A 13,862-nucleotide genomic window follows, 5' to 3' on the forward strand; every position below is an offset into this window, starting at 1 on the left:
AGGATACATATGAGCATTACGATTGCAAACGGTTATGAGATTTTAGATAGGATAACGGATGGTTTCTTTGCGTTAGATGATCAGTGGAACTTTACGTACGTAAATTCAGAGGCATCTCGCTTGCTTTTTCGGAGTCGGAATGATTTGGTAGGCAAAAATGTATGGGAAGAATTTCCCGAGGCTGTAGATTTAACGTTTTATGACCATTATCATCGAGCGATCCGCGAACAGACATCCGTTGCATTTGATGCTTTTTTCCCTCCGTTGAAAAGATGGTTTGATGCGAAGGCGTATCCTTCATCAACGGGTCTAAGCGTATACTTCCAGGATATCACCAACAAAAAAATTGCACTTTCACAAAAAGAGCAGCACTATAAGTCGTTGTTTGAACAAAACCCGGATGCTGTATTTTCTTTTGATTTAGACGGGAATTATCTGACTGTAAATCCTGCAATGGAACGATTGCTAGGTTATAGCGAGGCAGAGTTTTTGCAGAAATCGTTCGTACCGTTAGTTGCCGAAGATGACTTGGAAAAGACACTCGGCCATTATAGGAAAGCAGCAACTGGAATCACTCAAAGATATCAAGCGAAAGTCGTACATAAAAATGGCTCTATCGTCTATCTCGATGTCACCAATATGCCGATTATCGTCCATGATGAGGTAGTCGGAGTTTATGGAGTCGCAAAAGATATAACCGATCGATCTTCGGAGCAGGATGAACTGCAGAAGACGAAAGAAAGACTGGAATCATTTGTCCGCGACAATGCCGATGCCATTTGGGTCATTGATTTGGAAGATCAGGTGTTGGAAATCAACCCCACATTTGAGACGATGTTTGGCTGGTCGGCCGACAGCGTGATAGGCAAGAAGCTGCCGATTATCCCGGATTTCCTAAAAGAGAGCATGCAAGACATGCACGAAAGAGTAAAGACGGGTGCATCCGTAGTTGGTTTAGAAACGATTCGAGAGCGTAAGGATGGCAGTCTGATTCATGTGAGCGCCACTCTTTCCCCAATCCTTGACCTCACGGGAAAAGTGATAGGCTTAACAGGAATTTGCCGTGATGTCTCATCCAGAAAAAAAGCAGAGGAAACCTTGAAAGCCAAAACCAAGCAACTGGAATCTTTTATTGAAAATAATGTGGATAGTATCTTGATGTTTAATCTGGATCGAGAAGTCGTACACGTGAATCAAGCATTCGAAAACACGTTTGGCTGGGCGAAAGAAGAGATATTGGGACTCCATTTATATGACCTGCCGTTTATTCCGTCGGAAGTGCTAGAAGAGGCCAAGCAATCTGAAGGGAAAATCAAACCAGATGAACTCATTTTAGGGGAAGAATCGGTTCGGTACAGAAAAGATGGAGAGAAGTTGGAGGTCGCTTTTTCAAAATTCCCCATCTATGATGCAAAGGGGAACATGGACGGCTGGTCCGTTATTTTACGGGATATCACAGAGTGGAAGAAGTCTCAGCTGGTGCTGCAAAACTCTGAGAAGCTTACTGTTGCAGGTCAACTAGCTGCAGGAATCGCGCATGAAATCAGAAATCCAATCACCGTCATAAAAGGGTTCATTTACTTGATGAAGTCGGGTTATGGTGACAAAGAAGAGTATTTCACGATCATGGCATCGGAATGTGAACGGATTGAGCAAATTCTCAGTGAGCTTCTCGTTCTTGCAAAGCCTCAGCCCATCAAGTTGGAACCAAAAGATATTCGATTCATAATGATGCAGACCGTCACTCTTTTGCACACTCAGGCCATCATGAGTAATGTAGAGATCGCTACTCAGTTTGAACAGGGAGTTGCAAGGGTGTATTGCGACGAGAATCAAATGAAGCAGGTGTTCATCAACTTCATTAAGAATGCCATTGAGGCTATGCAAACAGGCGGTACTTTAACGATTCAAATTAAGCAAAAAGATGATGACCATGTCATTGTTCGTTTTATCGATGAAGGAACGGGAATACCGGCAGAAATGCTTAAAAAAATGGGTCAACCCTTCTATACGACAAAAGAAAACGGAACAGGTCTAGGGTATATGGTCAGTAAACAAATTGTTGAAAATCACTCTGGGGAAGTCCATATCGAAAGTGAATGGAATAAAGGAACAACGATTGAAATTAGCCTGCCCATCACAAGGAATAGCTGAAAGTTTCAAACGGAATGGGTCAAATGACAATAGGGAGGCTGTCGGAGTCGATCCGGCAGCCTCGTGACGTTATTGGGCAGACAGCATGAAAGTCGGCTGAGTGATCCGGAGGTTCCGCATGGAAGCTTGGTAACACGTGGAGCTGGCGAATACCGGACCGACCACCCGTTTCATTTATCACTGTTTTTCTGTATAGTGTGTATCGATGGGCGAAAAATTCTGAAAAGGATGAAAATATGAAATCAAATCGTGATGTGCAGTCTTTTCCTTATCCCTTTCATGAAAGCAATGTCTACCGATACTCTAATAACGCAATTCCATTAACGCAACAGAATCCCGTAGAGCTGACCTATCGATACATAGATGAAATTAGTCTGAAAAGAGAGCTGCTCAAAAACCATCCGGAAAGATGCTATCAATCCTCTCCTCACACCATGGAAGCACAATGGGAAATCGTCGACCTGATTATTCACAATCTAGTTTTGTATTATCCGGATAAGTTTGAGCTAGAAAAGAAAGAGGATAAGTGGATATTTTCAAACGTCCAGACAAAAGAAAAAATCGCCTTTACCTTTGGTGACAGAACAACCCTTGGGATCGAGCCTTTAGATTTTATCGGTCGTCATGTCCAAGAAGATTTAATCGTCATGATGCAGCGGGATGGTAACCTCTTTTTGGATGCGGGACAGCTGTGCTTTCCAGCGAATTGGTCCTTGTATTTTGACTTAGGCATGAGTTTTAAAGAAATACATTCACCGATTCCCGGCTTTCGGTCTGACTCTCTGGATGATCGAATTTTGCAGTTTCTTATGAGAATAGAGGCAGGTAAGCCATGGGGAAGAAAAAATTGGTCACTTATGGCTGGCAGCAGGTTAGATACCTCGCTAGAAACCTTTTCTGAATGGGGTCAGGCCCGGAAGCAAGTCACAAAGGAAAATGCGGGAGAACTCGTGCATTTCAGGGTAGAAGTTCAAAAGCTGTTTCGGCTGCCAAAAAGCAATGGTATTTTATTTACCATTCATTCACACATGCTTCCCTTAGAAAGGTTCATTCAACATACTCCTTGGCTGGAGCAATTTTATGCGATTCTTCACGAACTCCCTGACTTTATTTCAGAATACAAGGGTATTTCTCTCTATCGAAAGCAGGTACTCGAATATCTAGAAGAGGAACTGAAAAAGAGATGACGATTCCGGTGCATGAGGAGCTTTCATTTAGAAAGGGGAAAAGAAAATATTTGTTTTGCGCCGATTCAAATGGTGCAGAGTCTCTATACGATCTCGTTCGCCTGGCTATGGAAGAGAATGCTCCTTTTGATTTCCTCGTAATAGAGAATGAATCTGATTCCTTCCTTGATCTTTGGTTCAGTCAGCAAAAAATGGGAACCTATTTGTACATGGCTGGAAATTGGGAATGGGTCAACCGATTGAAAAGCCTGGCTGTGGAGGCAGGGTTTTCTGAATATGAAATGCAAATGAAAGCACTGGGGAATAGAAGCAAGAAGGTCATTTGCAGTAAGTGCCATGGAGTCAATGACGTCGCCGATGAATCGCACATTTCTTGCATGCATTGTGGAATCAAACTCGAAGTTTCCAGCCATTATTCGCGCCGGTTGGATGCCTATCTCGGGTATACATCTATACTTTAATGTAACTGGGGGCGCAATAGCTTGCATCGACATTCCACATTAGAAGTACGTGTCCGAAATATTATAGAAGAGACTTCCACGATTAAAAGATTCACCTTGCAGGCAGCTGATTGCTCTATGCTTCCGTCCTTTAGCGGCGGCTCTCATATTACAACCTTTTTACCACAGCCTTCAGGGAATTTGGAAAGGCATTATTCGATTTTTAACACAACTTCCGAGAGGGGACTGTTTGAAATAGCTGTCCGATTAGCAGAAGACTCATCTGGCGGCTCCCGTTATTGGCACCAACATGTTCAAGTAGGCGATTGCTTATCCGTTAGCTACCCAAAGAATTACTTTCCATTAAGTTTTCAGGCGAAGCATCATGTGTTTTACGCCGCTGGAATTGGCATTACACCCTTTTTATCCATGATGGCAGAGCTGGTTGATAAGAATGGATCATTTGAGCTTCATTATGCAGCAAAATCAAAAGAGCAGTGTGCTTTTTATGATTACCTCAGGCAGGAATTCCCGGATCAATCCCACTTTTATTTTTCAAATGGCGAAGGCGCAAATCGCTTATTGCCGGCGCACCTTTTGAATCATCGAATAGGCACACACGTTTATTTTTGTGGTCCCGAGAACATGATTCAAGATTTTAAAGCAGCTGCGCAATCATTTGGCTACCCGTCCTTCCATATTCATCTGGAGCGGTTTGCACCTTTAGCAAAGAAGGAACAGCATGCGTTTCAAGTCCATCTTAAAAAGAGCGGCGGACAGCTGGAGGTTCCAGCGAATGTTTCTCTGTTAGACGTACTTCTTCAAAAGGGAATCAAGGTTCCTTACTCCTGTCGCGTAGGGGGCTGCGGGACCTGCGAAATAAAGGTAGATGAAGGACAGATTGTACACTTCGACTCGTTTCTGTCAGAAGAACAGCACAGCTCACAACAAATCATGCTATGCTGTGTTTCGCGAGGGAGAGGAAGATTGGTGCTTGATATATAGTGGATAGGCAACTGGCGGGGCATAGCGTAACAAATGCTAGGAAAGGCAGCCTGAAAATAGGTTGCCTTTCCTTTATGGAGCAGGCTCTGTTAAACGTGCGAGTTTGCTTGCTTTAATACTCTTTTTTAATGACAAAAAACGAGCCCCGAATTGTTCCAGCTAGTTTAGACTTTTGCCTGGCAAACTTGAACTTCCCTTCTAACTCCTGTGGTACCTCCATCCCCTCCGAAAGCTTAAAACCAACGGCTCGCTTCTTAGGGTCATCAACCGTATACATGACATTGACCCCAAGACCATCCTCATAAAAGACGTAGGCAAACTTGATGTTTTCCACTTGAAAACGCGATGTTTCCAAGGGTTTTGCCGCAAACTCAATATCGCGTTCCTCTTTCAAAATTCGGTTCACATAATCAAGGGTCTCCTGACTTTCACTAGCGGGTACAACCGTAAATTCATGCTTGTATTTGTTCATAAAATAACGGGCTTCATTGGCACGTAAACCAGCAAGCGCTTCTGCTACAGGTGAAGACTCTAATCCAACCGTGGACACCGTATGAAAATCAACGATATGGGACATTTTCCATTCCTCCTTTTCTCCTCTAGTATAACCAAAATTTTCATGTAGTTCAGTAAAACAACAATCTTATTTAACAGAAACATGGAATTAAAAAACACGCGTTTGGCTGTGGTGATTCCCATTTCGTTCGGGAAAGCGTGATTCAGGCATTGGGAAGTGGCGTACCGCAGAATCAATCATTTCAGCGTGAATATAATATAGTGACTTTTCACCGACTCATGATGAGCGTTCTGCAGTGGCAAGCGCGTATGCTGCATCGACATGCGAGGAGGGCAAATCCTTGGAATATTCGATATTGATCGTGGAAGATGAGGAAAAAATAGCAAGGATTTTGGAGATCGAGCTGGAAATGGAGGGGTACCTGGTAGGGAGAGCAAACAATGGCACAGAAGGACTGGAAAGGTATCGGACTGGGCAATGGGACTTGATTCTACTTGACACCATGCTTCCTGGCATGAGCGGAATCGAATTGCTCAGACGCATTCGGGTGCAAGATACGCAAACTCCTGTCATTTTGCTGACGGCTAAAAGCTCGGTTGAGGACAAAGTGTCCGGACTGGATCTCGGAGCCAATGACTATATCACGAAGCCGTTTGAAATCGAAGAATTGTTTGCGAGGATCAGGGCTACGCTCAGACAGCGCATCGTAGGTGTTCCAAAAGCCGTGGATGATGGATGGCTTTGCGCTGCCGACTTGAAAGTAAACGAAGGTACGAGAGAAGTGATAAGAGGGAATGAAAGGCTTTCATTGACGCCCAGAGAGTTCGACTTGCTCGTCTATTTGCTTAAAAATAAGCGTCAAGTGTTGAATCGTGAGCAAATTCTAGTGTCCGTTTGGGGATATGACTATTTTGGCGATACGAATGTGGTCGATGTATACATCCGCTACGTCCGCAAAAAAATCGACTTAGGCCGCGAGCCGGAATTAATCCATACAGTACGCGGCGTCGGCTATGTTTTAAAGGAAAGCAAATGAGGCTGAGCAGCAAGATTCATCTCTATTCTACCGTCTTGTTCGCTATGCTGCTCGTTGTCATGAATCTTTCCATCTACTATCTGTTTTACTGGTTAACCCTGAACAGCCAACGAGAGCAGGTTGAAGCGCAGGCAGCCACGATTGAACGAGGCATTCGTGAGGCGGGAGCAAGAATTCCCGTGGAAGAGCTGCTGCGAGCCTACGTGCCTCTAGACGGGATGCTGAGGATCGTCGCACAAACCAGCGGCGATTTCCCACCGATAACCTCCCCATCCCAATCAGCGCTAAGTCAGCGGGAGGTATCGTATTACGCGGAAAAAACGACGGAAATCATCCGATACGCAAATCTACCCTATGTATTTGTATCCGTACCGACCATATGGATGGACGGTGAAGTCATCAATATCCAAGTGACAGTAAGTCTCAGGGAAGCGGAGGATAACCTGCGCATACTGCGCCTCGTGCTGGTTGCGGTAACGGCAGTCGCTTTGCTTCCTGCGATCGCATCAAGTCGAGTGCTCGGCACACTGATCACAAAACCGATCTCTTCCATGACACATACGATGCGTGAAATACAGGACAGCGGTCATTTTAAGAGGCTTGAATTGGTGGATTCATCCGAGGACGAGCTGATGGAGATGGGTGATACCTTTAACCGCATGATTGACTTGCTGGAGTCAAACTACAAAAAACAGGAGCAATTCGTATCCAACGCCTCTCATGAGCTCAAGACGCCATTGACCGTCATCGAAGGCTATGCAAATTTGCTGAAACGGAAAGGTCTGGATCGCCCTGACCTATTTCGTGAGTCGATCGATGCGATTCACTCGGAGGCGATTCGCATGAAGGAAATGACAGAGCGCCTGCTTTTGCTAGCCAGAGATCGAGAAAAGTGGCATGTGGACTGGGAATTACTCGACCTGCTGGAGATAGCCGAGGAATCGGCCAAAGCCTTCAGAAATGCGTATGGGCGCGACGTTTATACAGAAACGGAAGAAAGCGTCATCGGTTACGCTGACAAGAATTTGCTCAGGCAACTTCTCTTCATCTTCTTGGATAACGCAAGAAAATACAGCGATGAGCCGATTGTGATCCAGGTTGGCCATTCTCACGCTGTTGGCTGGATTCGGATCATCGACAGGGGAATCGGTATTCCGTTCGAGGATATACCGAAAGTATTCGACCGATTTTACCGAGTTGACCCAGCCAGAAGCAGAAAGAGCGGAGGGGCTGGACTCGGGTTGTCACTGGCCAAGGAAATTGCCGACGCAATCGGTGCGCGGATCGATTTGGAGAGTAGGGAAGGCGTTGGCACGACAGTCACAGTCTCTTTGCGCGAGACCCGAGTCTGAAAAGCCATTCTAATGGATTTCTCATGTAGAATGTTTATAATGGCTACCATGATCCGAGGGGGTGGTGGTTTGAACAAGCGATGGAAGTGGGCTGCAGGAGCCTCCGCCATTTTGGCTCTTGCGGGGCTTGCAGTCTTGTTGACAGGAGATCCGTGGATGAGCACCACGCAAGCGTTATCCAGAGAGTCTGTGGAAAAAAGCATTCTTCAACAATACGCGGGCGAAGTGATTTCCTCCGTGCTGACAGAAGAAGGTGTTTATGTGATCAATCTCCGAACACAAAGGGGGACCTATGAATGGAAAGTGGATGCCTACAGTGGTGAAATGATTTCGCTCAAACGGCTGCAAGCTTATATTCCCGGCAATGAACCCTCCCCGTCTACTCCTGCCGCAAATGTGAATTTGGATCCCTTGGAAAAGCCGCCAAACAAGCAGCTCCCCCAGACCGTTGGGAAAGACGAAGCTCATACGACAAAGACGGAGTCCTCGCCAAGCACGGAAACGCCAATCACAAACAGTCCATACCCGAAGGAATCACCGATCATTTCGTCAAAGGAAGCTGCCGCAGCGGCGTCGCGACAGGTGCCTGGCAGGGTGAAGGATAGTGAACTCAGGAAGCTTGGAAACCGCTCTTATTACGTTATCGAAATCGAAACGGATAACAAGGAAAAAGGATACAGAAAAGCAGATGTCCAAGTGAATGCGATCACGGGTGCTGTCACATCGGTCATCTGGGACGATCATCACAATGATGATGATCATCTTGATTCGTCCAAACGACAACAGGACGACGATAACCATTCTGACCACAAGTGATACGGTTATCATCATTTTCTAATCCTCTTATTATTCTGCTCTCATCTGGAAGGGGTATATTTCAAAATGTACCAGCCAATCTGAAGAGGGTAGGAGGTTTTTGAGATGAAAAAGGTGATTATCGCGTTATCAACGGCAGCAGCGCTGGCAGCACTGGGAACAGGGGTGGTGTCGGCAGCGGATGCCCATGCATCTGGCCAACTCCATACGTTGACTGCACAGATTCCGCACAAACAAGAGATAAGTGCTGACCGGGCGAAGCAACTGGCATGGGCGATTGTCCCTGGTCGCATACTGAGCATTGAGCTGGAATTCGAACACGGGCGTACCTTTTATAAAGTAAAGATTTTGCATGAAACTGTGCGGTACGAAGTGCTGATCGATAGCGAAACGGGGAAATCGTATTTCCATAAAGCGGAGCGCTCAACAGACGACAGGGGATATGATGCTCATAGAGGCAGGGGCCGCGGTTCAGATGACCGAGGCGGAGATGATCACCGTGACAGGGGCCGCGGTTCAGATGACTGAGCTAGAAACAAACAAGTTTGTTGTATCAGTGCAAGAGGGCACCGATAGGCTATTACAGCTTTATCGGGCTTTTTTTGCTCAGCCCATTCCTACTGGATGAGCGGAGGATTACAATAAGATCGAATCACGATAAAGATCATGTGATGGGAAGGGGGCTCAGTATGATGAAAAGGTTGTATGCGGCTCTTTTTATCTGTACATTGTTCTCGGTCTCACTAATCGGGTGTACAGACTACGGGGTTACAAACAAGCAAGCCATGGAACGAGTTGGTGAGCCTACTGTTAATGACAGTTCCCATTCATACGTAAATGATCAGTATGGTTTTCGCTTTTCTTTACCTGAGACTTGGAAAGACTATTCGATCGTTACTGGCATGTGGGAGGGCTTAGCGGCAGGTGGCGAGGCTGGTGAAACAACGGTGGAAACGGGTCCGATGATTTCGATCAGACATCCTCAGTGGACTCCTCAAAACCAACGGCAGGATATTCCCATCATGATATTTACCCTTGATCAATGGAACTCGCTTTTGAACGGAAAGTTCCATATCGGAGCGGCTCCTGTCGAACCTACGGAGCTTGGTCGCAACAGGAATTATGTGTTTGCACTGCCTGCTCGTTATAACAACGCATTCCCGCAAGGATATGAAGAGGTGGAAGAGATCATAAAAGGGAATCCTCTTCATCCCATTCAGAATAAATAAGGCCTTCCCCAGCATAAAGAAAACTCGCCAAACTGCGGCGAGCTTTTCATTTTTTGATGCCAATTCGTAGTTACTCAATTGTGTTTTTCATTGACTGATACATGTTTTCTACGTGTTCGTCGACTTCATCTCGCGACATGCGCAAGCGATTCACAGAAGTGCCATATCCAATCTCCATTTTACCTTCTTCCAACCCTTTGAAGATTCCATCGGCGAAGGCATCTAATGGTTCTCCATGCGTATGCAGCCCAGCTCCGCCTAAATCGGTATTCACTGCCGGAGGAGCAACTTCAATGACGCTTACGGACGTATGTAAAAGCTGGTGTCTTAGACTCATTGTAAATGAATGAAGCGCCGCTTTCGTTGCTGAATAAATCGGAGCAATCGCAAACGGTGTAAAAGCTAACCCAGACGTCACGTTCATGATCGTCGCTTCTTCTTTTGCTGCAAAATACGGAGCGAACAGCATACAGAGATGAAATGGTGCATCAATGTTGGTGGTAATTTCTTTGCTGAAATAACCCCAATTGTTCTTCGCATCCGCTTTTAATACATTGAACCGCTGTTGGATCCCTGCATTGTTCACTAACACATTCACTTCTGGATAGTTGGCTGTTACCCATTCGAATAACGCAACACGCTCGGTTTCCCTATCTAAATCACATACACGAGTAATGAGGCTGGGGATTTTTTCTTTCGCATTTTGAAGTGCGTCTTCACGTCGTCCACAAACAATGACTGTATTTCCAGCCTTTATAAAGCGCTCTGCAAAAGCGAATCCAATTCCAGAGCTTCCCCCTGTAATGAGAATGGTATTCCCTGACAGTTTCATGTAAAGTCCCTCTTCCCTAGTATTTTCTTCACGTAGTAGATGCAACGTTTATCATCTCATCATTCTTCTTTTCTTTCCTTCGTGCGTTTTGTATAACGTGTAATTTTTACATCGATTCCCTTGATGGACTCTGTCATCCGCGAAATTTCAGCTAGCACTGCTTGTTTGTGATTCTTCATCATCTCCAGTCGGAGTTCGATGGTGTCATCTCCTTCTACAACCCAATCCATATATTGCTTAATACCACTTATGGGCATGTGCGTATTTTTTAAACAAATGACGGTTTCAAGCAGCGCCATTTGATCTTCTGAAAATAACCGCCTGCCAGCTTCATCACGCTCGATTAGTGGTAGCAGCCCTTTTTTTTCATAATAACGCAGCGTTGATTCTGGAATATTGAATTTGGCGGAAGCTTCGCTGATGGAACAATACTTCATTTGGAGACCTCCAAACTTAATCTTTCCTTGTGAAAAAACCGTTCTATCCCTCGTAGAATGATGCAAGGGTTTGTCCCACGAAAGGAAAAGATGGAAATGGAAATCGGACCTTGCTACACTGATAGGGATGGGAGAGGAGGGACGCATCAGTGGAACAAAAGATTCCCTTGCACGCCCAACTAAGAGAGTTGATACGTGAAAAAATAGACGAAGGTGAATACGCCTACGGGCAGCCAATCCCATCCGAGCGGGAGCTGGCGGCTACGTATGGATTGAATCGGATGACGGTAAGAAACGCCATTGAGGCATTGGTCCATGAAGGTGTCTTGAAAAAAGTGCAGGGAAAAGGCACGTTCGTGACTCAGTCCAAAATCGGCTCCAATCTGTACAAACTGCAGGGTTTCAGCAAGATGCTTTTAACCAAGGGCATCCAGCCTTCGACCAAATTGCTGTACGCGGGAAAACGAAAGGCTGGAGTGAAGTACGCGTCGATTTTCGATATAGACGAGCAGGCGGAGCTGTACCGCATCGTCCGCTTGCGGCTTGGAAATGACGAGCCTTACACTTTGGAGGATACCCTCGTTCCCTATGACCTGCTTCCCCAGATCAATGAGTACGATTTCGGAGTGCATTCGCTCTACGACTTGTTCGCAGCAAACGGTGTTGACCTGGACATGGCCTATGAGACGCTTACTCTGGTCAAGATTCGGAATCCGGAAGCAAAGCTGCTGCAGGTGCCGCCAAACAGTGCCGTTTTTTTGCACGAATGCAAAAGCTATGATCACCACAAGAGAGTGGTTGAATTTACGAAATCATATACAAACGGTCAAAAAAGCTACTTTCAAGCTGACCGTCATTGAGCACACACCTCCTTTCCTGCTGCCCTGTAGGCATGCATGAGACAAAGGAGGTTTTTCATTTTGGAAATTTCCAAATTTTTGTTGACCGAGGTCTTTAAGTGGTATAGTATAACAATCAAGTGGTATGCATTTTATTGGTGGTATACATATATACCAGTGGGTGGAAGGGGTAGCCATGGCAAAATACGATACGGTCCGTTCGGATCTAGCAGAAAAAATCGAAGCGTACATCAATCAATCCGGGCTAAGTGCCCATGACAAGCTGCCTTCTGAAAGAGAACTAAGCGCTCTCTGGGATGTGAACCGGATGACATTGCGCCAGGCGATCGAGCGTCTCGTCGATGAAGGAATCCTGTACAGCCTGCACGGCAGCGGAACGTATGTCGCTCCGCGGAAAATTAACAGAAATTTGTGGCAGTTCCTCTCTTTTTCCGACGCGATGAAAGAGTCTGGTCTGCACACTCATACTACCGTAATCTCCTTTCGAAAAATGGAAGCAAACAAGCTACTAGCGAAAACCTTCTCCATTTTACTGGGCACGGAAGTCGTGGAGCTGGTGAGGATCAGGCATGTCGAGAATGAACCATTTGCCTTGGAAACGATCTATCTTCCCTCCTGCTTGGTTCCTGGTCTCGAGCAGCATGATCTGGAAAAGCAATCTCTCTACGCCATCCTGCGGGAGGTTTACCGCATTGAGCTGACAAAGAGCAAACAGGAAATCAGCATCACCTACTTGACGGAGGAAGAGGCTTCTTACCTGGGAGTGGCACCGGGCGATGCCGCGATTTGCACCAAGGTTGTCACTGCGACGGAGGATAAGCTCCCTGTCGAGTACACCATTGAAATCGCCCGAGGAGACCGTTGCATGTTCAGTACGATCTTGAAGTGACTGGAATGGATCAGACAGGTTTTAAAGCCCACGCGCTTTAAAATAGATTGCGATCTCAAGAAAACGGGGGAGGAATTACGGATGTTGAAATTTGATTCGGGGTTGTTCCTGCAAGCAGTGGGGACGGATGCGATTGCGGAGCGTGAAAAGATCGAGCGGATTGTCGACGAGATTTCCGCCAAAGGCTTTTCGAATCTTTTCCTAATCGGCGCGGGGGGAACCATCGCGATGATGTACCCTTATGAATACCTTTTCAAATCCAGCTCGACTCTGGAGGTTCACGCTGAAATTGCCGCAGAATTCATGGTCATGAACCATAAGCACTTCAGCAAAGATTCGGTCTGCATTTTTGCTTCTGTATCGGGAACAACCAAAGAAACGGTGGCTGCGGCGCAGTTCTGCAAGGAAAGAGGAGCCACGACGATCGGATTGGTGGCAAATCCGGAGACTCCGTTAGCCGAAATCGTCGATTACTGCATCTCGACGGGTCACGAAAAACATTCGTTCGATACCTTCTTCATCCACCTGTACATGCTCGCCTTCCGATTCATGCGCAACAACAACGAATTTCCCCTCTACGATCAGTTTGCCAAGGAGGTTGCGCTGCTCCCCCAAGCGCTGCTCCGTTCCATGGAGGCGTTTGAAAATCGGGCGGAAGCGTTCGCTATCAGACACAAGGACACGGATTACCACATGCTCGTCGGGGCAGGAAGCCTCTGGGGCAACACGTACTCCTATGCCATGTGCATTCTGGAGGAAATGCAGTGGATCCGGTCAAAATCCATTCATGCAGCGGAATTTTTCCATGGGACCCTGGAGCTGGTCGAGGAGGATACGAGCGTCATCCTGTTGAAAGGTGAAGATGAGACGCGCCCTCTCGTGGATCGCGTAGAGAAGTTTGCCGAGAAGATTACCAAAGAGCTGTTCATCATCGACACCAAGGATTTTGCACTGGAAGGGATCAGTGAAGAGATGAGGCCGTATTTTGGGATCAGCGTGAACTGGGCTGTGCTTAATCGCATCAGCGCATATCTGGAGCGTGAACGAAATCACCCGCTGGAAACCAGACGCTACTACCGAAAAATGGAGTACTGAGAAAAAAAAGAAG

At 46.3% G+C, this 13,862-nt stretch carries 15 protein-coding genes; 12 read left to right on the forward strand and 3 right to left on the reverse strand.

Going from position 1 to position 13,862, the window contains the following annotated elements:
• The first annotated feature begins 9 nt into the window (after positions 1–9).
• From JNE38_RS06830 to JNE38_RS06845, 4 genes are all read left to right on the forward strand, one after another.
• Positions 10–2,154 carry a PAS domain-containing sensor histidine kinase gene (locus tag JNE38_RS06830; RefSeq protein ID WP_203355853.1) on the forward strand — a complete coding sequence of 715 codons (2,145 nt, stop codon included), beginning with the start codon at positions 10–12 and terminating at the stop codon, positions 2,152–2,154.
• A 236-nt stretch (positions 2,155–2,390) separates the two neighbouring features.
• Positions 2,391–3,341, forward strand: a complete 951-nt coding sequence (locus tag JNE38_RS06835) for a heme-dependent oxidative N-demethylase family protein (RefSeq protein WP_203355854.1) — start codon at positions 2,391–2,393, stop codon at positions 3,339–3,341.
• Entirely contained in the window at positions 3,338–3,802 is a 465-nt protein-coding gene (locus JNE38_RS06840; RefSeq protein ID WP_203355855.1) for a dimethylamine monooxygenase subunit DmmA family protein, read from the forward strand. Before JNE38_RS06835 ends, JNE38_RS06840 begins: the two co-directional genes overlap by 4 nt.
• Before the next feature lie 21 nt (positions 3,803–3,823).
• Entirely contained in the window at positions 3,824–4,786 is a 963-nt protein-coding gene (locus JNE38_RS06845) for a PDR/VanB family oxidoreductase (RefSeq protein WP_238933578.1), read from the forward strand.
• 112 nt (positions 4,787–4,898) lie between these two features.
• Here the strand turns inward: JNE38_RS06845 and JNE38_RS06850 are convergent, their stop codons facing one another.
• The gene (locus tag JNE38_RS06850) at positions 4,899–5,363 is read right to left on the reverse strand and encodes a phage tail protein (protein ID WP_203355856.1); all 465 of its coding nucleotides are present in this window, start codon (positions 5,361–5,363) and stop codon (positions 4,899–4,901) included.
• Between the two features lie 280 nt (positions 5,364–5,643).
• On the opposite strand from JNE38_RS06850, the gene JNE38_RS06855 reads away from it, so the two are divergent.
• The 5 genes from JNE38_RS06855 (at position 5,644) to JNE38_RS06875 (ending at position 9,736) form a co-directional block, all read left to right on the forward strand.
• Positions 5,644–6,339, forward strand: coding sequence for a response regulator transcription factor (locus JNE38_RS06855; RefSeq protein ID WP_203355857.1), 696 nt, complete (start codon positions 5,644–5,646; stop codon positions 6,337–6,339).
• Entirely contained in the window at positions 6,336–7,691 is a 1,356-nt protein-coding gene (locus tag JNE38_RS06860; protein WP_203355858.1) for a sensor histidine kinase, read from the forward strand. Before JNE38_RS06855 ends, JNE38_RS06860 begins: the two co-directional genes overlap by 4 nt.
• A 69-nt stretch (positions 7,692–7,760) precedes the next feature.
• A complete protein-coding gene (locus tag JNE38_RS06865; RefSeq protein WP_203355859.1) occupies positions 7,761–8,507 on the forward strand; it encodes a PepSY domain-containing protein in 747 nt (248 codons plus the stop codon).
• 105 nt (positions 8,508–8,612) lie between these two features.
• Positions 8,613–9,035 (forward strand): PepSY domain-containing protein, encoded by a 423-nt coding sequence (locus JNE38_RS06870; protein ID WP_203355860.1) that lies wholly within the window; start codon positions 8,613–8,615, stop codon positions 9,033–9,035.
• Positions 9,036–9,196: 161 nt separating this feature from the next.
• Complete coding sequence (locus JNE38_RS06875; protein WP_203355861.1) at positions 9,197–9,736, forward strand: hypothetical protein; 540 nt, start codon at positions 9,197–9,199, stop codon at positions 9,734–9,736.
• A gap of 70 nt (positions 9,737–9,806) precedes the next feature.
• On the opposite strand, the gene JNE38_RS06880 is transcribed toward JNE38_RS06875, so the two are convergent.
• Both JNE38_RS06880 and JNE38_RS06885 read right to left on the reverse strand, forming a co-directional pair.
• On the reverse strand, positions 9,807–10,568 hold the full coding sequence (locus tag JNE38_RS06880) for an SDR family oxidoreductase (protein ID WP_203355862.1): 762 nt from the start codon (positions 10,566–10,568) through the stop codon (positions 9,807–9,809).
• Between the two features lie 59 nt (positions 10,569–10,627).
• The gene (locus JNE38_RS06885; RefSeq protein ID WP_203355863.1) at positions 10,628–11,005 is read right to left on the reverse strand and encodes a MerR family transcriptional regulator; all 378 of its coding nucleotides are present in this window, start codon (positions 11,003–11,005) and stop codon (positions 10,628–10,630) included.
• Positions 11,006–11,154: 149 nt separating this feature from the next.
• On the opposite strand from JNE38_RS06885, the gene JNE38_RS06890 reads away from it, so the two are divergent.
• From JNE38_RS06890 to JNE38_RS06900, 3 genes are all read left to right on the forward strand, one after another.
• Complete coding sequence (locus JNE38_RS06890) at positions 11,155–11,865, forward strand: GntR family transcriptional regulator (RefSeq protein WP_203355864.1); 711 nt, start codon at positions 11,155–11,157, stop codon at positions 11,863–11,865.
• Between the two features lie 175 nt (positions 11,866–12,040).
• Positions 12,041–12,754 carry a GntR family transcriptional regulator gene (locus tag JNE38_RS06895; RefSeq protein ID WP_203355865.1) on the forward strand — a complete coding sequence of 238 codons (714 nt, stop codon included), beginning with the start codon at positions 12,041–12,043 and terminating at the stop codon, positions 12,752–12,754.
• Between the two features lie 81 nt (positions 12,755–12,835).
• A complete protein-coding gene (locus JNE38_RS06900; RefSeq protein ID WP_203355866.1) occupies positions 12,836–13,849 on the forward strand; it encodes an SIS domain-containing protein in 1,014 nt (337 codons plus the stop codon).
• The last annotated feature ends 13 nt before the right edge of the window (positions 13,850–13,862 follow it).

It is taken from the genome of Brevibacillus choshinensis, from assembly GCF_016811915.1.
GTDB classification, from domain to species: Bacteria; Bacillota; Bacilli; order Brevibacillales; family Brevibacillaceae; genus Brevibacillus; species Brevibacillus choshinensis_A.